Below are 23,121 nucleotides of genomic sequence, written 5' to 3' on the forward strand. Positions count from 1 at the left end.
AATGCGACAATAACACAATATTTTCGCCTTTTTCCCTGATTTTCAATCAATCCCTCTTCAAAGGATAGCCATGATAAAAATCAATGAATTGATTTTTGTTCTTGATCAGGCCAGAAGGTTGCTGTTACCGCTATATTAGCTCACTCTTAACCCATCCCTTTTTTGAATTATTCACAATTTATACACTAAATAGCTCGAGTTGCATGAAGGCAGCCAACACACATGCAACTTGAAGTATGGCGGGTATATACCCAACGTCATTGGCGTTGCAGAAAGATATATCGGGAGAGTGATACATGCGAGCACTGGTACTTGATCAAATTGAAGGCCGTACTGTCGCCGAAGTGCGTGAAATATCGCCCTCGCAATTGCCAGCCGGTAATGTCACGGTTGATGTCAATTGGTCCAGCCTGAATTATAAAGACGCGCTAGCCATCACCGGCAAAGGGAAGATTATCCGCGAATTCCCTATGGTGCCGGGTATTGATTTTGCTGGCACGGTTCACAGCAGTGAGGACCCACGTTTTCATATCGGTCAGTCAGTGTTACTGACCGGCTGGGGGGTGGGCGAAAATCATTGGGGCGGTTTAGCCGAGCAAGCGCGTGTGAATGGCGATTGGCTGGTTCCCATGCCTGAAGGGTTGGAGCCAAGAAAAGCCATGATTATCGGTACCGCAGGGTTCACCGCCATGTTGTGCGTCATGGCATTGGAAGACGGCGGCGTTACCCCTGAAAGTGGCGAAGTGGTGGTCACCGGAGCCAGCGGTGGCGTAGGTAGCACCGCAATTGCCTTACTGTCGGCGCTCGGTTACCAGATTGCGGCAATCTCAGGTCGTGACAGTAACAGTGACTATTTGAAAAGTCTCGGTGCGCAGCGGGTGCTCTCGCGCAATGATTATCTTGATGCGCCACGCCCACTGGAAAAACAGTTGTGGGCCGGTGCAATTGATACTGTCGGCGACAAATTGCTGGCTAAAGTGCTGGCACAGATGAATTACAACAGCACCGTTGCCGCCTGTGGATTAGCGGGTGGCTATACGCTGCCCACCACTGTGATGCCATTTATTCTGCGCAACGTGCGTTTACAAGGCGTGGATTCGGTGATGACACCTCAACCGCGCCGCCAGCAAGCCTGGCAGCGGTTGCTGAAAATCTTACCCGACAGTTTCTATCAGCAAGCATCGCAATCCATCACGCTGGCAGATGCGCCAACTATCGCCGCACGCCTGCTGGCGAATGAAGTCACTGGCCGGACGTTGGTTAAAGTTCGCTAATTATTTATTTTGCAAAAGTCACCGGGTGGATATTGCGGCCACCCGGTCCTATCACTCCATTCTCACTCAGAAATTTCATATTTTTCTCAGCCCCCTCGCACTTGTGCCCATAAGCCGCCATGATTAATACCATAACGGTCAGTATGACTCCCCTGCCCGATGGAGTAGGTCTATGCGCAACTTTTTATCTCATTCAAAAAACAGTCTCAGTGGCAGCAGTACCAAACCACGCAAACTGACCGAAGCTGACGTCACGCCGGAAAGTATTTTTTACCAGCGCCGCAAAGTATTACAGGCACTGGGGATCACGGCTGCCACACTGGCGTTACCCACATCGGCACAGGCAGATCTACTGGCCTGGTTTAAAGGCAATGATCGCCCTAAAGCCCCGTCAGGCAAGCCATTGACGTTTACCAAATCAACGGTGTACCACCCCGATCTGGCGATGACGCCAGAAGAAAAAGTGACTGGTTACAATAACTTCTACGAATTTGGTCTGGATAAAGCTGATCCCGCCGCCAATGCTGGCACGCTGAAAACCGAAGGCTGGCAGATACGTATCGACGGTGATGTGGCTAAACCAATGACACTGGATATCGATGACCTGATAAAACGCTTCCCGCTGGAAGAACGCATTTATCGCATGCGCTGCGTCGAAGCCTGGTCCATGGTGGTGCCGTGGATTGGTTTTGAGTTAGGGAAACTGCTCAAGCTGGTTGAACCAACCAGTAATGCCCGCTATGTCGCATTTCAAACACTTTACGCCCCGGATCAGATGCCGGGACAAGAGGACCGTTTTATTGGCGGCGGGCTAAAATACCCGTATGTCGAAGGCTTACGACTGGATGAAGCTATGCATCCACTCGCCTTCATGACCCTGGGTGTGTATGGCAAAGCCCTGCCACCGCAAAATGGTGCTCCGCTGCGGCTTATCACGCCGTGGAAATATGGCTTTAAAGGGATAAAATCTATCGTTCATATTCGCCTGACTCATGATGAGCCGCCCACCACCTGGAACCTCAGTGCGCCTAACGAATACGGTTTTTATGCCAATGTGAACCCCCATGTCGACCATCCGCGTTGGTCGCAAGCCACAGAACGCTTTATCGGCTCCGGCGGTATCCTTGATGTGCAGCGCCAACCTACGTTGCTGTTTAACGGTTATGCGGACCAAGTTGCATCCCTCTACCGCGGTTTAGATCTGCGAGTGAATTTCTGATGCGCCTGAGTCTACGGCAGATTAAATGGTTAAAAGTGGCTATCTGGCTGGCGGCAGCGCTGCCTTTTCTGTGGCTGATTTTATCGGTTAATCAGGGTTGGTTCAGTGCCGACCCCGCCAAAGATATTCAGCATTTTACCGGCCGCATGACATTGAAACTGTTGTTAGCCACTTTAGTCGTCACTCCGCTGGCGCGTTATGGTAAACAGCCCCTCTTGATCCGCTGCCGCCGGTTATTAGGTTTATGGTGTTTTGCCTGGGGAACCTTGCATTTAGTCAGCTACTCTTTGCTGGAACTGGGGCTGAGCAATATTGGCCTGCTGGGGCGCGAGTTGGTTACCCGCCCCTATCTCACATTGGGGATTATCAGTTGGCTATTGTTACTGTCGCTGGCCGTCACCTCTACCTTGTGGGCGCAACGGAAAATGGGACCCAACTGGCAAAAACTGCATAATCTGGTGTATGTTGTCGCCATCCTTGCGCCAATTCATTATCTTTGGTCGGTTAAAACGCTTTCGCCACTGCCGATTATCTACGCCGTGGCGGCGGTTATATTGCTGGCACTACGCTATAAAAAATTTCGGCAATGGTGCCGTTAGTGGCCGGAACTTATCATGATTCTCCCCGTCATAAATAATGCTGAACGCACAGTTCGCACTCTTTTTTATTGAATATCTTCGCTGATAAGACCAGTATTTAGCTGCTAATTGCTACGATATCATTATAATGCCCGACCTTAGTGCCGATCGCAGTATCAAATTCGTCGTAAAAAGGTGACAAATCGGTGACATCAGGTTATTTTTTACGATGATGGACTAATTGCCGGAGATACCAGCACAATGTCGGATAAGTTTCACATTTTGCTTCTGAATGGCCCTAATCTGAATCTGCTTGGAACGCGTGAACCGGAAAAGTACGGTTACACCACATTGGCTGAGATTGTCAGCCAGTTAGAGATTCAAGCCCAGGGAATGGATGTGGCGCTGTCCCATTTGCAGTCAAATGCAGAGCATGCGCTGATCGATAGAATTCATCAGGCACGGGGTAATACCGATTTTATCCTGATAAACCCAGCAGCGTTTACGCATACCAGCGTGGCACTGCGTGATGCATTGTTAGGTGTACAGATCCCGTTTATCGAGATCCACTTGTCTAATGTGCATGCCCGGGAGCCTTTCCGTCATCATTCATATCTCTCTGATATTGCAGTTGGCGTAATCTGTGGACTTGGCGCAGATGGCTACAACTTTGCTTTACAGGCAGCGGTAAATCGCTTGTCAAAATCCAACTAGACCCGAAATAATTCGAGTTGCAGTAAGGCGGCAACTGAGCGAATCCCATGAACTGACTAAAAAGTGACGGGGTGAACGAAGGCAGTCAACACACATGCAACGTGAAATATGATGGGTATAATTGCAACACACAAAGAGTACGGAATCACACTCATGGATATTCGTAAGATTAAGAAACTGATCGAACTGGTTGAAGAGTCCGGCATTTCAGAGCTGGAAATCTCAGAAGGCGAAGAGTCAGTACGTATCAGTCGTGCTCCCGCCGCACCAAACTACCCAATGATGCAACAGCCATATGCTTTTGCTGCACCACAGCAACAGCCCGCACTGGCTGCCGCCGTTGCACCAGCACCTGCTGAAGCGGCTGCACCAGCAGCAATCAGTGGCCATATCGTGCGCTCCCCAATGGTCGGTACCTTCTACCGCACCCCGAGCCCGGATGCTAAAGCCTTCATTGAAGTAGGTCAGAAAGTTTCTGCTGGTGACACTCTTTGCATCGTTGAAGCGATGAAAATGATGAACCAAATCGAAGCAGATAAATCCGGTACTGTAAAAGCCATTCTGGTTGAAAACGGTCAGCCGGTTGAATTCGACGAGCCTCTTGTCGTCATCGAGTAACGAGGCGTTCCATGCTTGATAAAATCGTAATCGCTAACCGTGGTGAGATTGCGCTGCGTATCCTGCGAGCTTGTAAAGAGCTGGGGATCAAAACTGTGGCAGTTCACTCTGTCGCGGATCGTGATCTTAAACATGTGTTATTGGCTGACGAGACTGTTTGTATTGGTCCCGCGCCTTCTGTTAAAAGCTATCTGAACATCCCGGCAATCATTTCTGCTGCTGAGATCACCGGCGCGGTGGCTATTCACCCCGGCTATGGTTTCCTGTCTGAAAATGCTGATTTTGCCGAACAGGTAGAACGTTCAGGTTTCATCTTTATCGGCCCACGTGCCGAAACTATTCGCCTGATGGGTGATAAAGTTTCAGCGATAAGCGCGATGAAGAAAGCTGGTGTACCTTGCGTACCTGGCTCTGACGGCCCATTGACTGACGACACTACCAAGAATAAAGCCTTTGCCAAACGTATCGGTTACCCGGTCATTATCAAGGCATCAGGCGGTGGTGGTGGTCGTGGCATGCGTGTGGTTCGTCATGATAAAGATCTCGAGCAGTCCATCAACATGACGCGTGCGGAAGCCAAAGCAGCTTTCAATAACGACATGGTTTATATGGAAAAGTACCTTGAGAACCCACGCCATATCGAAGTTCAGATTTTGGCTGACGGTCAGGGTAATGCTATTTATCTGGCTGAACGTGACTGTTCTATGCAGCGCCGCCACCAGAAAGTGGTTGAAGAGGCACCAGCACCAGGTATCACCAGCGAATTGCGCCGTTATATCGGTGAACGCTGCGCGAAAGCCTGTGTAGAGATCGGCTATCGTGGTGCGGGGACTTTCGAGTTCCTGTATGAAAACGGCGAGTTCTATTTCATTGAAATGAACACCCGTATTCAGGTTGAACACCCGGTTACCGAAATGATCACCGGTGTGGATTTGATCAAAGAACAACTGCGTATCGCTGCGGGCCAACCTCTCTCCATCAAACAAGATGAAGTGAAGGTGCACGGCCACGCCGTGGAATGCCGTATCAACGCCGAAGACCCGAATACCTTCCTGCCAAGTCCGGGTAAAATTACCCGTTTCCATGCGCCGGGCGGTTTTGGTGTGCGTTGGGAGTCTCATATTTATGCCGGTTATACTGTGCCGCCATATTATGACTCCATGATCGGCAAGCTGATCACTTACGGTGAAAACCGTGACGTGGCAATTGCTCGCATGAAAAATGCGCTAGCAGAACTCATTATCGACGGTATCAAAACCAACGTTGAGTTACAGCAGCGCATCATGAACGACGAAAACTTCCAGCACGGTGGCACCAATATCCACTATCTGGAGAAAAAACTCGGGTTACAAGAAACCTGATATTTTGTTCTTCATGCTGTTAGTCTTTTATATCAAGGCCGGTTAATCACCGGTCTTTTTTCTTTTGAAATTTTATTTCGACTTATCTATCTGAAGTTATTGGTGTTGTAGTCAAGCGGCAATCTAATGAAATCCGATAAGTTAATTCGGGTGAGTGAGCGCGGCTAACAACGCTGTCGCGCCAAGTACAAAGATATTATTACCCACAGTAATGGGTGTGACAGCCAGGCAGCAAACGAACACATCCCGATGAGCTGACTCACGTCAGTGATTCGGGTGAGCGCGCGCGGCTAACAACGCTGTCGCGCCAAGTACAAAGATATTATTACCCACAGTAATTGGTGTGACAGCTAGGCAGCAAACGAACACATCCCGATGAGCTGACTCACGTCAGTGATTCGGGTGGGTGAGAGCGGCTAACAACGCTGTCGCGCCAAGTACAAAGGGTATGGGGAGAACAATGGAAACAAGATTCATACAAGCTCACAAAGAAGCGCGCTGGGCCTTTGGTTTAACATTGGCTTATCTGGCTGGCTGGATATTGACTGCGTATTTACCCGGTAATATCCCCGGCATGACTGGCCTCCCGGCTTGGTTTGAAGCCGCCTGTATTGCGCTGCCACTGGTGTTTATTGTGCTGTGCGCTCTGATGGTGCGTTTCGTCTTCCGCGATATCTCGCTGGAGGATGAGAATGCAAACTGATGTTGTCCTGCCATTGGTGGGCTATCTGGCAATGGTATTTGGCTTATCAATTTATGCCTATACCCGCCAAAAAACCGGAAGTTTTCTAAACGAATACTTTATCGGCAACCGCTCGATGGGAGGATTCGTACTGGCAATGACCCTGACCGCCACTTATATCAGTGCCAGTTCATTTATTGGCGGGCCGGGTGCTGCCTATAAATATGGCCTTGGTTGGGTGTTATTGGCGATGATCCAGTTACCTGCGGTCTGGCTGTCACTGGGTGTTCTGGGCAAGAAGTTCGCTATTCTGGCACGCCGCTATAATGCCGTGACCCTCAACGATATGCTGTATGCCCGCTATCAAAGCCGGTTACTGGTGTGGTTGGCCAGTATCAGCTTGTTGGTGGCATTTGTCGGTGCCATGACCGTGCAGTTTATTGGTGGTGCACGTTTGCTGGAAACCGCAGCGGGCATTCCTTACGATACCGGCTTATTAATATTTGGTATCAGTATCGCGCTATATACCTCTTTTGGTGGTTTCCGCGCCAGTGTATTGAACGATGCCTTGCAAGGGCTGGTGATGTTGATCGGCACTATTTTACTGCTTGTGGCGGTGATCCATGCCGCAGGTGGGCTGCATAAAGCCATCGATACACTACAACATATTGATCCAGCGCTAGTTTCACCGCAAGGTGGTGAGAAGATCCTTGATCTGCCGTTTATGGCCTCGTTCTGGATCCTGGTGTGTTTTGGCGTGATTGGCCTGCCACATACTGCCGTGCGCTGTATTTCGTATCGTGATAGCAAAGCGGTACACCGTGGCATTATCATCGGCACCATTGTGGTCGCAATCCTGATGTTCGGCATGCATTTGGCTGGCGCATTGGGCCGGGCGATCCTGCCGGACTTGAAGATCCCCGATCAGGTGATCCCGACACTGATGATCACAGTGTTACCGCCCTTTGCCGCCGGGATCTTTCTGGCGGCACCCATGGCGGCGATTATGTCGACCATCAATGCCCAGTTGCTGCAATCGTCTGCAACCATCGTGAAAGATTTATATCTCAATCTGCGGCCGGAAGAGTTGAAGAATGAACGCAAGTTGGCGCGTATTTCCAGCTTATCAACGCTTATTCTTGGGCTGTTACTGTTACTTGCAGCCTGGCGGCCGCCAGAAATGATTATCTGGCTTAATCTGTTGGCCTTTGGTGGCCTGGAAGCCGTATTCCTCTGGCCATTGGTGCTAGGGCTGTACTGGGAGCGAGCCAATGCTCATGGTGCCCTTAGCTCTATGATTGTCGGTGCGGTATGCTATACGGTACTGGCCAGTTTCAATATTAAGATAGCCGGTCTGCACCCGATAGTGCCGTCACTGGTGCTTAATCTGCTGGCGTTTTATATCGGTAATCAGTTTGGCGACAGAGCGCGGGCACGACAGCCCGCGGTAGTTAGCGCTGATTAGAAACGATTAATTTATATCAGCTCAATTATATACCCAATAGATTTCAAAATGCAGGAAGGCGGCAAGCGAGGGCATCCCGATGAGCTTACACAGTCAAGTGATTCGGGTGCGTGAGCACAGCCAACACCCCTGCGATTTGAAAGATGAAGGGGATTGAGCTTTTGAGAGAAAAGTTATGCCTTGGATTCAACTAAAATTAAACACCACTGGCAATCAGGCCGAATCCCTTGGGGACGCATTGATTGAAAGTGGCGCGGTGTCAGTCACGTTTCAGGATACCCACGATAATCCGGTGTTTGAGCCGCTACCAGGGGAAACGCGTCTGTGGGGCGATACTGATGTGATTGGCCTGTACGATGCTGAAACGGATATGGCCGCAGTGATCGCCATGCTGGAATACAACCCGCAACTCGGTAAAGGCTTTATCCATAAGATTGAGCAGTTGGAAGATAAAGATTGGGAACGTGAATGGATGGATAATTTCCATCCGATGCGTTTTGGTGAACGCTTGTGGATCTGCCCGAGCTGGCGTGATGTGCCGGACCCAACAGCGGTCAACGTGATGCTGGACCCTGGTTTGGCATTTGGTACGGGTACCCACCCAACCACCGCATTGTGTCTGCAATGGCTCGATGGCCTCAGCCTGGACGGTAAAACCGTTATCGACTTCGGTTGTGGCTCTGGCATCCTGGCAATTGCCGCGCTAAAACTCGGTGCAACGCGCGCTATTGGCATCGACATCGATCCGCAGGCCATTCAGGCCAGTCGTGATAACGCACAGCGTAACGGCGTTTCAGAGCGTCTGGAGCTGTATCTTGCCAAAGACCAGCCAGCAGACTTATCTGCCGATGTGGTGGTCGCCAATATTCTGGCTGGCCCCTTGCGCGAGCTGGCTCCACTGATTAGCGTACTCCCGGTCGCGGGCGGTCATTTGGGGTTATCTGGCGTACTGGCAACCCAGGCACTGGGCGTCGCACAGGCTTACGAGGATAAATTCACCCTCGATCCCGTGGCAGAGAAAGAAGAATGGTGCCGTATTACCGGTATCAAGCAGTAAGCACGCAAAACTGACTCCCCTGCTAAGGCTGCTACGCCATAGCAGGGACTATCCCCCCTGCTGAGTTAGCATTCCCGGCAATTCACTACACTCTTTTTTTAACTGAAATGAGAGGTCTGACTCATTTCTATATGTGCTTTATCATTGATTTGATGAATAAATCAGCACTTTCGACCAGGTTGATGAGGCATAACCTGTCGATAATTGTGATGTTTAGTAGAAAATCCTTAAGCGCACAAATTAATCGATTCAAGTTAACATCATGTTATATATGAATAAATAATTAATTAGCCAAGTTTAATGGGTATTTTATCGCTCTTTTTTCATCAATTGGTCAAAGTTTGGCCTTTCATCTGAGCGCAAAAATGCGTAATATACGCGCCCTTACGGACACAGTGTGGTCATTCTTTGTCTATGCGTATTGGACACTTCCAGCTTACAAATTGCCTGATTGCCGCCCCGATGGCTGGTATAACAGACCGCCCCTTCAGAGCGCTATGTCATGGCATGGGGGCTGGGATGACGGTATCTGAAATGCTCTCCTCGAATCCTGAGGTCTGGCGGACGGATAAGTCGCGTTTGCGTATGGTTCATAGCGATGAGCCTGGTATTCGTACCGTGCAAATTGCCGGTAACGATCCAGATGAGATGGCAGCAGCAGCCAGAATCAATGTGGCTAATGGTGCACAAATCATCGACATCAATATGGGATGTCCAGCCAAGAAAGTGAACCGCAAACTGGCAGGATCTGCATTATTGCAACATCCTGATTTGGTTAAACAAATCCTCTCCGCAGTGGTCAATGCGGTAGATGTGCCAGTAACGCTGAAGATCAGAACTGGTTGGTCGACCGAACACCGTAACTGTATAGAAATTGCCCAACTGGCCGAAAATTGTGGTATACAAGCCCTGACGATTCATGGCCGAACCCGTTCTTGCCTGTTTAATGGTGAAGCGGAATACGACAGCATTCGGGCAGTTAAGCAGATTGTTTCCATTCCCGTTATCGCGAATGGCGACATCACTGACCCGCATAAAGCCAGAGCGGTGCTCGACTACACTGGGGCTGATGCTCTGATGATAGGACGTGCCGCTCAGGGAAGACCTTGGATCTTCCGGGAAATCCAGCATTATCTGGACACTGGGGAGTTGCTGCCACCGATGCCACTTGGCGAAGTGCAGCGCTTGTTAAACGGGCATATACGGGAATTGCACGACTTTTATGGTCCAGGCAAGGGATTTCGTATTGCACGTAAGCACGTCTCTTGGTATCTCCAGGAGCATGCCCCTAACGACCAGTTTCGGCGCACATTCAACGCCATTGAGGATGCCAGCGAACAGCTGGAGGCGTTGGAGGCATATTTCGAAAATCTTGCGTAAACAGAAAAAAGAGCTGACAGAACTATGTTCGAACAACGCGTAAATTCTGACGTACTGACCGTTGCAACCGTAAATTCACAAGATCAGGTGACTCAAAAGCCTTTGCGTGACTCGGTTAAACAAGCACTGAAGAACTATTTTGCTCAACTGAATGGTCAGGATGTGAGTGACCTGTATGAGTTGGTACTGGCTGAAGTTGAACAGCCATTGTTGGACATGGTGATGCAATACACCCGTGGCAACCAAACCCGCGCTGCCCTGATGATGGGCATCAACCGTGGCACGCTGCGTAAGAAATTGAAAAAATACGGCATGAACTGATACTAGTCGGTTAACTTGTTGTTTAAAAAGGCGTACTCCACACGGAGCGCGCCTTTTTTATTACGCCCCCTGTTTGCCCCCTGCGGGTTCGCGCCATAAATGCCCCATGCTCGGCACTGCGGTAACTCCGCCTATATACACTGCGATCATATTTATTTCCTCAGATTAATCGTTCTCACGCTATAGTCATTATTAACAACTATCTATACTCAACATATTGGGCGTTACAGCAAAACGGCACCGCTGTAACGTCAAGTAGGAAGGGTATTGCTGACGAAGTCTGATTTGTACCGATAATAGGGGTTTGATTATGAATAAACTGGTCATTGCCGTAGCGCTTACAGCGACTGTATTAAGTGGATGTGCTAACAACAGAACGGCGTCTGGTGATACTTTTACTGCCTCTCAGGCACGACAAGTACAGACGGTAACCTACGGTACGGTAGTCTCCGCACGACCAGTCACCATTCAAGGTGGCAGTGAAAATAATGTGGCCGGGGCCATTGGTGGTGCGGTGGTCGGGGGCTTCTTGGGTAACACTATTGGTGGTGGCCGTGGTAATAGTCTGGCAACGGCAGGTGGTGCAGTAGCTGGTGGTATGGCAGGTCAGGGCGTGCAAAGCGCCATGAACCGTAGTGAAGGCGTACAACTGGAAATTCGCCGAGATGATGGCAGCAACATCGTCGTCGTACAGGCACAAGGGCCAACGCGTTTCAGCGCGGGTCAACGCGTCATGATTGCCAGTGATCGTAGCGGCACAGTAACAGTTTCTCCTCGCTAAATTCACCCGCCGGGGGTTTTTGCCTCCGGCTTTTAGCTTGCTAACACAAAAATATCCTACAATTTAGCAACAACTATTGTCGGTATAACCAGTTGTTTCGTAAAATAAAAAATTATACTCGCACATCAGAGCAGATGAAAAAACCATTGACACTGGCTATGGTAGTCAAATATTAGGTTGCCACAGGGAATGTGTTGTGGTTAAATAGCCTCATCGGTTTGGAACACAGACCTTATGAAAGCAGTTTTAGTAAAGCAGTCCTCAGTTAAAGCATATCCAAAGATATCCCTTCTCCGTGAGTCTCCTCCTAAGTGCCTAAGTAAGTTACCCTCTGAAAAACAGACCACGTTCGCCTCACTATTGTGGCAAAAAATAATTGAAGGAAGTATCCCTATGTCTAATAAAATGACTGGTTTAGTAAAATGGTTTGACGCTGGTAAAGGTTTTGGTTTCATCACTCCTGCTGATGGTAGCAAAGATGTGTTCGTACACTTCTCTGCCATCCAGAGCAATGATTTCAAAACCTTAGATGAAGGTCAAAAAGTTGAGTTCTCTATTGAGAACGGCGCTAAAGGCCCATCAGCGGTAAACGTAGTCGCTCTGTAATACAGCGTGATTAGGGGGAGTAGGCTGCCGATAGCGATGACGGCCAGACCCGAGCAGTGTAGCCAGCTCCCCAAATAAAGTAATAAGCAGTACCCGGTTGACAGTAACATTTATGCAAGCAGTTTTAGTAAAGCAGTTCTCCGTATTAGCGTTATCAGACAGATACCTCTTCTCCGCGAAATTCCTTCTAAGTGCCCCATAAGTTGTACCCAAGCCTATCCGCTCGCCTATGGCGGCAATCAAAAATAATTGAAGGAAGTATCTCTATGTCTAATAAAATGACTGGTTTAGTAAAATGGTTTAATGCCGATAAAGGTTTTGGTTTTATCTCTCCTGCTGATGGTAGCAAAGATGTGTTCGTTCACTTCTCTGCCATCCAGAGTAATGATTTTAAAACCTTAGATGAAGGTCAAAAAGTTGAGTTCTCTATTGAGAACGGCGCTAAAGGCCCAGCAGCGGCTAATGTTATTGCGCTGTAACAGCCAATAATAGATACCAAAACTATTGGAATAACGTACGATAGATGAAGGTGATAGCCCTGATAAGTTACGTTATTCTGAATAAAAAGAACCCGCCTTTGTGCGGGTTTTTTTGTTGCCAAAAATAGAGCTACACTTAGAATAATATTCAATTTCCAGTAGGCTAAAAGTAATAAATCCAATAAGCAACGTTTATGCGTTATACATTATTCTTTACTAATAGATTTAGTCTGTCCGATTTGCCTGTACTCAGGCTGCCCCTGACTTTATCTCCTCGTCTATTAATGCAAAATTACGTTGTTTTAACAGATAAAATCCCGCACAGGATAATTAATAAAGTAGAGTAACCGCTAGATTTCGTCTCAATTGTTCTCGCCAGAATAATATATTTCTCCAACTGTGCATCCCCACCACGAACAATATAAGAATGACTTTGATCAAAATGACCACGTTATTTTGTCTATACAGTTATTTCATATAATCACCGCCTTAATCATCTCATTATTACCGCTTTTTTCACTGGCGATGATTAACACTGCACATAAAATAGCATCAGGGTAAATAATCATGTCGATATTCAAAACACGTATAGGAAGGATGTTATTTATCCTATTTATTGGGATAGGTATCTGGTTTAGCCCCGTCCCGGAATCGGTAGACCCGCGCGCCTGGCACCTCATGGCGGTTTTTGCAGCGACGGTTATCGGCCTGATCTTGTCGCCATATCCGTTAGGAGCAATGGCGATATTTAGCCTGACGGTAGTCGCGGCAACAGGTTTGCTGAGCATCAAAGAAGTATTAGCCGGTTTTGCTGACCCGACAATCTGGATGATCGCTTGTGCCTTCTTTATCTCACGCGGCTTTATTAAAACAGGTTTTGGCCGCCGGGTCGGTTATCTGTTTATCAGTAAATTGGGCCACAGCTCGCTAGGTCTGGCTTATGGTTTAGTGCTGACCGATTTGCTATTCGCACCGGCGATGCCGTCTACCTCCGCCCGATGTGGTGGCATCATTACCCCACTGTTCCGCTCAATTTCCGAAGCCTATGAATCGACACCAGAGCGCGGTACCGAACGCAAAATCGGGGCATTTCTGGTGCAATGTATCTTCCAGTGTAATGCCATTACCTGTGCGATGTTCCTGACCTCGATGGCCGGTAACCCAATGATTGGCAAACTGGCAGGTGAAATGGGGATTACCATTACCTGGACCAGTTGGGCATTGGCCGCCATTGTCCCCGGTTTAATCTCTTTGGCGGTAATCCCATTGTTGCTGTATCGCTTCTATCCGCCGGAAATAAAGAAAACCCCGGAAATGCGCGCCCTGGCAATGGTGAAATTGAAAGAAATGGGGCCAATGAGCCGCAACGAATGGATTGTATTATCGGTCTTCGTCGGGCTGGTGACGCTGTGGGTATGTGGCGCGGCACTGAATATTGATGCCACCATGACCGCCTTTATTGGACTGGCAATTTTATTACTGAGTGGCGCACTGACCTGGGATGATGTGATTGCCGAGAAAGAAGCCTGGCATACGGTGATTTGGTTTGCGGTACTGTTAACACTCGCCAGCCAACTGAATAAACTGGGCTTTATTACCTGGTTTGGGTCATCAATTGCCGGTTCAGTACAGGGGATGAACTGGGTGCCAATGATGGGGATCCTGTTGCTGGCGTATTATTACAGCCACTATATGATGGCCAGTGCCATCGCCCATATCAGTGCCATGTATGCCATTTTTGTCTCCATCGCTATCGCAGCAGGTGCTCCGCCAATGCTGACCGTATTGGTATTCGGTATGTTCAGTAACCTGTATATGGCGACTACCCACTACTCTGGCGGCCCGGCCCCTATCCTGTTTGGTTGTAACTTTATCCCACTGGCGACCTGGTGGAAAATAGGTTTCCTGATCAGTCTGGTGGTTATCCCTATCTGGCTGATTATCGGTAGCGCCTGGTGGAAAGTACTGGGTTTCTGGTAATACGTTGAAAGATTAAGAATAAAAAACACCGCGCGATGACACTGACGCGGTGTTTTTTTATCGGCTACTTACTGCTGTTTACGTAATTCGATACCCACATCTCCGCCGGGGTGCACCGCCAGCAGGGCCTGTTTAGTAAAACCTCTGCGAGCCATCAGGCAGGCGCAAATAGCATCAAACAGGGCTAACACCAGAACAATAGAGGTGGTTGCTAACATATTCAGCGGGTCTATCTCTTGCTTCACATGCGTTTTCAGCACCAAGGCAGATACCTGCGCGATAGCCGACTGCTCGTTTTCCGTTACGCTGATAATCTGCACTTGCTTGCGTTGCAGCGTTGGCAGCAACCGGGTCAGCTCATCGGAGTTCCCGCCACGAGAGATCAAAATGATGATGTCCTGTGGCCCGAGGAAACCCAAATCGCCGTGTGCGGCATCAGTGGCATTCAGGTAAATCGCCGGTTGCTCTACGCAAGCCAGCATATGAGCAACCTTTCGTGCGGCAATACCTGATGTGCCCACCCCAGTTACCGCGATTTTGCCACGGCACCCAGCCAACATCTCCAGCACCTGCAACCACACCTGCGGATCGACATTATCCTTTAACGCCGCCAACTCGCGGCTATAAGTCATCCATGCGTCACTGGCTATCTGCCATTCATCACTCTGGCTCATCCTTCCTCCTGCATCAGTTCCTGATAGCGCATATGGTCGTGATACATCTGGTGGAACACGCGGTATTTACGGTCGTAATAGGCTTTGATTTTGTTAGTTTGCGGTGTGACCGTTTTACCAATTCGGCTCATGGCCGCCATCGCCTCCGGCAGCGACTCAAACACACCTGCTGCGACTGTGCCCATCATGGCACTGCCGAGCAACATGGCTTCACTCTCTTCCGGCAGTAACATGGCACAACCCGTCGCATTAGCGTGTTCTTGTACAAAGATCGGGTTTTTAGTCCCGCCGCCACTGGCCATCATAGTGTCAATGCAATAGCCATTCTTATTCATGGTTTCGATGATATGCCGCGTTCCCAGCGCCAGCGCCTGAATGGTCGCCAAATAGCGCAACGCCATATCTTCAAAGGTGGTGGACAGCTTCAAGCCGGTAATAATACCCGTCAGATTCGGATTCGCACGCGGTGAACGGTTACCGTGGAAGTACGGCAAAATGTGAATATCTTTGGTGAGGAAGGCGATATTCTCCGGTTCACCAGCGAGCTGACGCAGAATGTGATTTAGCGCCTCGTAAATAGTCTCACCTTTGCTTTTGGCCTGTGCCAACAGCTCTGGGTAACACGGATGTGTTTGAATAATATGGTCAATTAATGCTCCCGTCGCCGACTGCCCACCCTCATTCAGCCAGTACTCCGGTAAGATAGCCGAATAATAGGGTCCCCAGATGCCGCCAATAAAATGCGCGGAACGGGACATCGCCATATGTGCCGTTGAAGTGCCACCAATCAGCGCAATTCGCCGATCAAAATTGGCATTTTCGCCAGTCACACCACTGGCACCGAGGATACCAATGGTGCCAGCATGGGCATCAATAATAGAGACACTGACCGCAGTACCAGGGATCAACCCCATTTCTGATGCCGCCCGTTGGCTAAGTCCACGGCCCAACGGCTCGCCCATCGGTTTAACGGTAGCGCCGATTTTCGCCGCATTGTTGTCCAGCAAATCAGCCAGCCCGACCAATTTAAAATAGGACGGATCCCAGCGATCCTCATGGCCCAGATAAGTCCATTTACACACCGTAGAACAAAGCGAACGGGTTTCGTCTTTGGTCGCCCGCCAGGTCAGAAAATCTGGTAGATCAAACAGATGACCGACATTACTCCACGTGGTTGGCATATGCTGTTTCAACCACAGCAGTTTTGGGGTTTGCATTTCAGGCGAAATAACGCCGCCAACAAACTCCAATACCGGGTGTTTGGTGGCATTAATTCTTTCTGCCTGGGTAATGGCACGATGGTCCATCCAGACAATCACATTCTGTTCGCTGCGCCCTGACGGGCTAACGGTCAACGGGTTGCCTTCTTTATCCAGCACCACCAGCGAACAGGTGGCATCGAACCCCAGCCCTTTCACTTGGATCGGGTTGATATCAGCCTGATTCACCGCATCCCGTACCGCATTACACACCGCCTGCCAGATATTATCGGAAGACTGCTCAACAAAATCCGCCTTGGGCTTAAACATGGTAATTTCACGGCTAGCCTGCCCGACCATGCGGCCCTGCAAATCGAATACTCCGGCCCTTGCGCTGCCGGTCCCTACATCTACGCCGATAAAGTAACTTGCCATTGTTGTATCCCTCAATTCTTAAGCCTTACGATTCTGTAATGCGATAAAGAGGATCAGCACCCCACCCCATAACGCCATGGTCAGGTAGCTACTCACCCCCAGCAAATTCAGGCCACTTTCCAATAGTTGCAGTACCACCAGCGCCAGGATCAAACCGATGATGCGACCAAAGCCGCCATCTGGGTTAATGCCACCCAATACCGATGCCAGAATGGTGACTAATAGATAGGATTCGCCGTAACCGGCTTTGGCCGAGTTAAATTTCGCCATCATCAAGATAGCCGCCCCCCATCCTAATACGGCTGACAGGATATAGACCGCGACCTGTACTCGATGAGTATTCACGCCACTAAAACGGGTGGCCTGCTCATTGGAGCCGACCAAATAGATACTGCGCCCCAAGGTCGTGTGTTCCAAAAGCACCCACAGCCCCGCTGAGACCAGTAAAAACAAGATCATCGCGACCGGAATACCGGCAATATCACCACTGCCAATGTATTGAATCACCGGTGGGAAATCAGAAATCACATCACCGTTGGACAATAAAATATTCAGCCCGGTAATCAATGTCATGGTGCCCAACGTCGCCAGAATTGGCGACACCCCGACCACTGAAATCAGTAAGCCATTCAACGCTCCAATCATCACCGCCACCAGCAAGCCAGCAACTAATGCCAGTAGCAGGAACAGCGGCTGATCAGGGTGGCTGACAATGATGGCAGCCATGACTAATGAGCAAGCATTCGCTCCGGCAATAATGGATAAGTTAATACCGCCGGTTAGCATGGTCAGCCCCATCCCCAGCGCCAGCATGCCTAAAATCGGCAACTGTGAGGAAATAGACTGGAAGTTACCCAAGCTGAAGAAGCGTTGTCCCAAGGTCAATGAGAAGGCCAACATCACTGCCACCAGAATCAATAATTGCAGGCGGATAATGCGGTCGTTAGGAATAATTCGGTTTAGCCAGGTCATATCAGTGCTCCCTCAGCAATTTGCGTTTTTCATTCCATGCGGTGGTACTGATACTCACCAAAATGATTGCGCCGCTGAAAACCGTATGCCAGTAAGAGGAGACGCTCAGCAGCGTCAGGCCGTTTTGCAAAAATGCCAGTAACATCACGCCGAGCACGGTGCCACTGAGGGATCCACGGCCCCCCGTCATACTGGTGCCACCCAAGACCACGGCGGCCAGCACGGTCAGCTCAAACCCCATCAATGAGTTAGGTGCTACTGACTGGGAAATCTGCGCCTGTACCACCGCCGCCACCCCTGCCAGCATGCCCATGTAGCCATAGACGTAGAGATGCAAACGCAGAATATTAATGCCCAGGCGGGAAGCCGCATCCTTATTGCTGCCCATGGCAAAGATCTGCCGCCCAAGGCGGGTGTAATTCATCAATACACCGGTGAAAATGATGGTCGCCGCCAGGCAGAACAACGGTAGTGTCAGGCCATAGTCATAGCCGTCACTGCCGGTAAACGAGAACCAGTTAATCCCGGTCATAAACCAGTCAGGGAAGCCGTACAACCAGGTACCGTTGGTGAAATAAACCAGCAGGCCGTAGAACAGATTCAGTGTGGCAATGGTGATAATTATTGCTGGGACTTTCAACCAATACACCAGCAACCCATTGATCAGCCCCAGCACTAAACCAACTGACATTGCCAGAACAAACGCTAGCGCGAAGCTGCCGCCATGGGTAATCACCCACGACGCCATGACATATTGCGCAATGGCGGTTACCGCCGGGAAGGAGATATCAATGCCACCGGCAATCAGCACCACAAACAAGCCACAGGCCAGAATACCCAAAATGGCATAACTGGTGGCGACATCGGTCAGATTTCCTAAGGTCAGGAACTCCGGGCTTTTTACGCTCAGTCCGATGACTAACAGTAATACCAATAACCCGAGATAAAACTCATGTCGCCCCGTCAGTTGCCGCAGTTTTAGCTTATCCATTGACCACCTCGGCTACCTGTTGTTCGGTGCACTGATGAGGGTAAAACTCAGCCACCAGTTCACCTTTGCGCATCACTAATATCCGGTGACTGTTGTAGTAAGCCTCCGGGATCTCGTCACAAATCATCAATACCGCCATCCCCTGCTCAGCCAAGGCTTTGGCAATATGGTAAATCCCTTCTTTGTTGGCGATATCTACGCCGACGGTCGGAGAATCGAGGATCAAAATACGCGGTTGTGTCGCCACCCATTTAGCAATAGCAATACGCTGTGCATTACCGCCCGACAACGTCTTGACCGGCAGGGCGGTATCGGACACTTTGATGTTCAGATCCCGCACCAGTTTTTTCACCAACGCTGCGGCTTTGGCATGATCCAACAACCCACTGCGGGTATGTAATTTGTCAAAAACGGACACGATGGTGTTGTCATAGATCGATTGCTCCATGATCAATCCCTGTGTCAGACGATCTTCAGAGACATAACCGATCCCATGGTGGATCGCATCTCGGTTATTACGGAAATGTACTTGTTCACCGGCGACCCACACCTCGCCACTATCGGGTTGGGTCATGCCAAACAGGCTCAGACACAGCTCAGTACGCCCCGCCCCCAGTAACCCGGTGATCGACACAATTTCGCCCTGATGTAAGGTCAAATCGATGTTACGAAACTGCTCGCCACGACTCAGTTTTTTGATTTCCAGCAACGGTGTGGCTTCTGCCGCCAGTGGCGGTAACTGGCTATAGGTAAAGCGCTGGCCGGTCATTAGGAACGCCAGCTCATGGCTGTCCAGTTCGCTGGCAGGCCAGGTACCAATGAGTTGACCATCGCGCATGACACTGATTCTGTCAGCTACTTCCATCACTTCATCCAGCCGGTGGCTAACAAACACCACGCAGATACCTTGCGATTTGAGATCACGTACCACGTCCAGCAAGCCTTTCACTTCCTGACTGGTTAGCGAGGCTGTCGGTTCATCCATAATCACCAAGCGGGCATCGGCAGCGATAGCGCGGCAAATCGCCACTAACTGGCGGTCAGCAATAGAGAGTTGTTCAACTTTTTTATCGGGATCAAGGGTGACACCCACTCGCTGCATGGCGGCTAACGCTCGCTCACGCATGCTTTTGCGCTTCACCCAAAAATCACCACCGGGCAGATAACGGTGGACGGCAATATTTTCCGAAACGGTAAGATTAGGAAATAGCGACAAGTCTTGATATATCACCTGCACGCCATAGAAGAATGAGAGTTGCGGCGTAAACTGATGGAACAGCTTGCCGTCTATCAGGATACTTGCGCCTTTCTCTGGCTGATAAACTCCTGAAATCACTTTGATAATGGTGCTCTTGCCGCAGCCGTTCTGGCCTGCCAGACAGTGCACTTCTCCTTTATTCAGTGTGAGATTCACCTGATCCAGCGCCAGCACGCCAGGGAATCGCTTACTGATATTTTCAAGAGTGATAAATGCGTTGGCCTGAGTCATGACAATACCTTCCCTAACGCCATAAGCATGGCGCTATTTTTACAGCAATTCGGTGATGATGGTGAGGGCAACGGGGGTGCTCTCCCGCTGCCTGATTTACTGCCAAGCACGGCTAGTTAGCCGGTAATTCCCTGGTGTGGCGTCTGAAAATCAGAAACCTAATGTTTTCGCATTATCTTTAGTGACTTCAAGGATCTTGTTAAAACGGATCACTCCTTTCTCGCTATCCACATCGGCTTTACCCAAGCCTTCGATGGTCAAGTCTGGCGTGATTTTTTGGCCTTTCAGTAATTGATCTGCAATCTGTACTACAGCAAAACCGGCGTCTTTTGGATCCCACAACAGGGCTTTTTTGATATCACCACGCATCAGGTATGGCGCTGCCTGTGCAGGCATAGCGATGCCCACTACCGCGATTTGATCTTTCGCACGTTTCTTCGCCACTGCCTGACCGGCACCAATTGGTCCCAGTGAACCAAAACCAATGATCCCTTTCATTTTCGGATAGGTTTTCATCAGATCCAGAGTGGTGGAGTAAGACTTATCAATGTTCTCAGCCACTGGCAGGCGTGGAGTGACTTCGAACATATCGGGGTATTTTTCTTTCTGGTATTTGATAGCGTAATCCGCCCAAGCGTTATGCAATGGCACAGTCAGGGAACCCACATAAATCGCATAACCCCCTTTGCCACCCATGGCTTTTGCCAGTTCGTCCATGTTGGCCTGAGCGTATTTTTCGCTATCGATGGTCTCAACATCCCACTGCCCGATACGTTGATCAGGAGATTCATGGGTTAACACCACAATGCCTTTCTCTTGCGCTTTTTTCAGTACGGGTTCCAGCACTTTGGCATCGTTCGGCACCACAATGATGGCATCCACATTTTTGGCAATAAGGTCTTCAATGACTTTAACTTGTTGCGCTGGATCAGGCGTGGCTGGCCCAACCTGGTAAGCATTAACATCCAGTTTTTTTGCTGCTTCATTTACGCCAACTTCCATGCGGGTAAACCAAGGAATACCGGTAACTTTCGCGACAACAGCAATTTCATATTTTTTCTCTGCCATCGTTTGCGTGGTGAACAGCATGCACGCAGAAACGACACATGCATTCAGTAATGCGAGATTAAGTTTCATAGCAATACCTTCTTGTTTTCTTTCAGATAACGGGTTTGTTGCGAGGTGAGAAGCCCGTAGTGTGACACCGTGACTGTTTTATTTTCATGTGACTGCTTTTCACACACATGAGATTAACAAAGGAACACAATAGGCTGCGCGACGAGCCAGAGTGAATTGTGATGAAAGCCCAAAAAGGTAAAATTTAATGATTTATTATGTTAATAATTGGTTAATTAAATATAAGAAAGAATAAATGCGATCAAATACAAAGGTAATAAATACAAATAAACATCAGATTAATAACATTAAAAACACAAATTGAATTTATACTCCCTTCTGTGGCACGTCGATAACCCACAAATAGAGCAGCGTTAACAATAATTAATCGAAATTGGGATCAGTCTCCCATTTTCCAGTCAGTTGACTCATTGCCCCTCGATTCTAAGGCACCATTTTCTGCGATATGTCGAACTGTAACGCAGTTTATATCGTGATAATTCCGCCAGCACATCTGACGTTGATCTTTTTCTTTCATTTATCGTGAATATGGTATAATCCTCTGAAAGCACACATCGCTTATAGATAGCCTGCCTTCATGACCATTCCCTACGCGAACCCGCTTTTAATGTAAAAATTATGTCAATTATCGTATACACCAAAACGATAGTGGACCATCGGTGTCTGAAGAAATGTATCGCTATCGAGTTACATCCATATGCGTTACAAGCCCGCACTTACGCATAACGATAGAGTTATTATGATAAAGCCGCAAAAATTCCATATTTCATTGCTTCACCCACGCTACTGGCTGACCTGGTTTGGCCTGGGCGTCTTGTTTCTGTTAGTCCAACTGCCCTACCCGCTGTTAAACAAGTTAGGAATTTGGTTGGGGCGTACCTCAATGCGCTTCCTGAAACGGCGAGTATCTATCGCCCGGCGCAATCTGGAACTTTGTTTCCCTGATATGGATAAGCAGGCTCTCGAACAGACTATCGTCGGTAATTTTGAATCCTTAGGCATGGGGTTGATGGAAACCGGCATGGCCTGGTTTTGGCCCGATGCTCGCATTAAGCGCTGGTTTACCGTCACCGGTCTGGATAACCTGAAAAAAGCGCAGCAAGGGCAGCGCGGCGTACTGGTGATTGGTGTCCATTTTATGTCGCTGGAACTCGGCGGCCGCGTAATGGGGCAATGTCAGCCAATGATGGCGATGTATCGCCCACACAATAATAAAGTGATGGAACTGGTGCAGACTTGGGGCCGTATGCGTTCGAATAAGGCCATGCTGGACCGTAAAGATCTGCGTGGCATGGTGCAAGCATTGAAAAAAGGTGAAGCAGTGTGGTTTGCACCGGATCAGGATTACGGCCCACGCGGCAGTGTGTTTGCACCACTGTTCGCCGTCAATCAGGCGGCTACCACCAGCGGCACCTTTATGTTGGCCCGGCTAGCCAAACCAGCACTGCTACCGTTGGTTTTACTGCGTAAAACAGATGGTAGCGGCTATGACTTGCTGATCCAGCCAGCATTAGAAGACTATCCGCTTGATGATGAGATAGCGGCCGCCAGCTATATGAACAAAGTGATCGAAAAAGAGATCATGCGCGCACCTGAGCAATATCTGTGGCTACACCGCCGCTTTAAAACCCGCCCCGATGGCGCGCCGTCGCTGTATTAAGCATCAATATAACAGGATCTGTAATAGCAGCTTCTGTCATAACAACCCG

22 protein-coding genes are annotated in these 23,121 nt (G+C 49.2%); 16 read left to right on the forward strand and 6 right to left on the reverse strand.

Going from position 1 to position 23,121, the window contains the following annotated elements:
• The first annotated feature begins 296 nt into the window (after nt 1-296).
• The 15 genes from A6J67_RS01165 (at nt 297) to A6J67_RS01235 (ending at nt 14,515) form a co-directional block, all read left to right on the forward strand.
• Nucleotides 297-1,274, forward strand: a complete 978-nt coding sequence (locus A6J67_RS01165) for an MDR family oxidoreductase (protein WP_050087376.1) — start codon at nt 297-299, stop codon at nt 1,272-1,274.
• Between the two features lie 172 nt (nt 1,275-1,446).
• On the forward strand, nt 1,447-2,493 hold the full coding sequence (gene msrP / locus A6J67_RS01170) for a protein-methionine-sulfoxide reductase catalytic subunit MsrP (RefSeq protein WP_005191374.1): 1,047 nt from the start codon (nt 1,447-1,449) through the stop codon (nt 2,491-2,493).
• Nucleotides 2,493-3,092, forward strand: a complete 600-nt coding sequence (gene msrQ, locus A6J67_RS01175) for a protein-methionine-sulfoxide reductase heme-binding subunit MsrQ (RefSeq protein ID WP_050296876.1) — start codon at nt 2,493-2,495, stop codon at nt 3,090-3,092. The genes msrP and msrQ overlap by 1 nt, the downstream gene beginning before the upstream one ends.
• A gap of 240 nt (nt 3,093-3,332) precedes the next feature.
• Complete coding sequence (gene aroQ / locus A6J67_RS01180; protein WP_005191376.1) at nt 3,333-3,785, forward strand: type II 3-dehydroquinate dehydratase; 453 nt, start codon at nt 3,333-3,335, stop codon at nt 3,783-3,785.
• A gap of 153 nt (nt 3,786-3,938) precedes the next feature.
• A complete protein-coding gene (gene accB / locus A6J67_RS01185) occupies nt 3,939-4,403 on the forward strand; it encodes an acetyl-CoA carboxylase biotin carboxyl carrier protein (protein ID WP_004701474.1) in 465 nt (154 codons plus the stop codon).
• Between the two features lie 11 nt (nt 4,404-4,414).
• Nucleotides 4,415-5,764: an acetyl-CoA carboxylase biotin carboxylase subunit gene (accC, locus tag A6J67_RS01190; protein WP_005191381.1), complete on the forward strand. Its 1,350-nt coding sequence runs from the start codon at nt 4,415-4,417 to the stop codon at nt 5,762-5,764.
• A 460-nt stretch (nt 5,765-6,224) separates the two neighbouring features.
• Nucleotides 6,225-6,467, forward strand: coding sequence for a YhdT family protein (locus tag A6J67_RS01195; RefSeq protein ID WP_042568993.1), 243 nt, complete (start codon nt 6,225-6,227; stop codon nt 6,465-6,467).
• Complete coding sequence (gene panF / locus A6J67_RS01200) at nt 6,457-7,911, forward strand: sodium/pantothenate symporter (protein ID WP_050296875.1); 1,455 nt, start codon at nt 6,457-6,459, stop codon at nt 7,909-7,911. Before A6J67_RS01195 ends, panF begins: the two co-directional genes overlap by 11 nt.
• Before the next feature lie 175 nt (nt 7,912-8,086).
• Nucleotides 8,087-8,968 (forward strand): 50S ribosomal protein L11 methyltransferase, encoded by an 882-nt coding sequence (gene prmA, locus A6J67_RS01205; protein ID WP_042568992.1) that lies wholly within the window; start codon nt 8,087-8,089, stop codon nt 8,966-8,968.
• A gap of 414 nt (nt 8,969-9,382) precedes the next feature.
• Nucleotides 9,383-10,348, forward strand: a complete 966-nt coding sequence (dusB, locus tag A6J67_RS01210; protein ID WP_032907659.1) for a tRNA dihydrouridine synthase DusB — start codon at nt 9,383-9,385, stop codon at nt 10,346-10,348.
• A gap of 24 nt (nt 10,349-10,372) precedes the next feature.
• Nucleotides 10,373-10,669 (forward strand): DNA-binding transcriptional regulator Fis, encoded by a 297-nt coding sequence (fis, locus tag A6J67_RS01215; protein WP_002210061.1) that lies wholly within the window; start codon nt 10,373-10,375, stop codon nt 10,667-10,669.
• Nucleotides 10,670-10,979: 310 nt separating this feature from the next.
• Nucleotides 10,980-11,450, forward strand: a complete 471-nt coding sequence (locus tag A6J67_RS01220; RefSeq protein ID WP_005191397.1) for a glycine zipper 2TM domain-containing protein — start codon at nt 10,980-10,982, stop codon at nt 11,448-11,450.
• Between the two features lie 393 nt (nt 11,451-11,843).
• Nucleotides 11,844-12,056: an RNA chaperone/antiterminator CspA gene (gene cspA / locus A6J67_RS01225; protein WP_005163090.1), complete on the forward strand. Its 213-nt coding sequence runs from the start codon at nt 11,844-11,846 to the stop codon at nt 12,054-12,056.
• A gap of 266 nt (nt 12,057-12,322) precedes the next feature.
• On the forward strand, nt 12,323-12,535 hold the full coding sequence (cspG, locus tag A6J67_RS01230; protein ID WP_032907660.1) for a cold shock protein CspG: 213 nt from the start codon (nt 12,323-12,325) through the stop codon (nt 12,533-12,535).
• A gap of 567 nt (nt 12,536-13,102) precedes the next feature.
• Nucleotides 13,103-14,515: an anion permease gene (locus A6J67_RS01235; RefSeq protein ID WP_050296874.1), complete on the forward strand. Its 1,413-nt coding sequence runs from the start codon at nt 13,103-13,105 to the stop codon at nt 14,513-14,515.
• 68 nt (nt 14,516-14,583) lie between these two features.
• Here the strand turns inward: A6J67_RS01235 and A6J67_RS01240 are convergent, their stop codons facing one another.
• The 6 genes from A6J67_RS01240 to A6J67_RS01265 form a co-directional block, all read right to left on the reverse strand.
• A complete protein-coding gene (locus tag A6J67_RS01240) occupies nt 14,584-15,189 on the reverse strand; it encodes a KpsF/GutQ family sugar-phosphate isomerase (RefSeq protein WP_032907663.1) in 606 nt (201 codons plus the stop codon).
• Entirely contained in the window at nt 15,186-16,823 is a 1,638-nt protein-coding gene (locus A6J67_RS01245; RefSeq protein ID WP_005191411.1) for an FGGY-family carbohydrate kinase, read from the reverse strand. Before A6J67_RS01245 ends, A6J67_RS01240 begins: the two co-directional genes overlap by 4 nt.
• An 18-nt stretch (nt 16,824-16,841) precedes the next feature.
• A complete protein-coding gene (locus tag A6J67_RS01250) occupies nt 16,842-17,795 on the reverse strand; it encodes an ABC transporter permease (protein ID WP_005191414.1) in 954 nt (317 codons plus the stop codon).
• Between the two features lies 1 nt (nt 17,796).
• Nucleotides 17,797-18,786 (reverse strand): ABC transporter permease, encoded by a 990-nt coding sequence (locus tag A6J67_RS01255; RefSeq protein ID WP_032907665.1) that lies wholly within the window; start codon nt 18,784-18,786, stop codon nt 17,797-17,799.
• A complete protein-coding gene (locus tag A6J67_RS01260) occupies nt 18,779-20,275 on the reverse strand; it encodes a sugar ABC transporter ATP-binding protein (RefSeq protein WP_042568988.1) in 1,497 nt (498 codons plus the stop codon). Before A6J67_RS01260 ends, A6J67_RS01255 begins: the two co-directional genes overlap by 8 nt.
• A 150-nt stretch (nt 20,276-20,425) precedes the next feature.
• Entirely contained in the window at nt 20,426-21,412 is a 987-nt protein-coding gene (locus A6J67_RS01265; protein WP_005191421.1) for an autoinducer 2 ABC transporter substrate-binding protein, read from the reverse strand.
• A 739-nt stretch (nt 21,413-22,151) separates the two neighbouring features.
• On the opposite strand from A6J67_RS01265, the gene lpxP reads away from it, so the two are divergent.
• A complete protein-coding gene (lpxP, locus tag A6J67_RS01270; protein ID WP_005191423.1) occupies nt 22,152-23,072 on the forward strand; it encodes a kdo(2)-lipid IV(A) palmitoleoyltransferase in 921 nt (306 codons plus the stop codon).
• Nucleotides 23,073-23,121 lie beyond the last annotated feature (49 nt).

This window comes from Yersinia sp. FDAARGOS_228, assembly GCF_002073315.2.
Taxonomy (GTDB): Bacteria; Pseudomonadota; Gammaproteobacteria; order Enterobacterales; family Enterobacteriaceae; genus Yersinia; species Yersinia intermedia.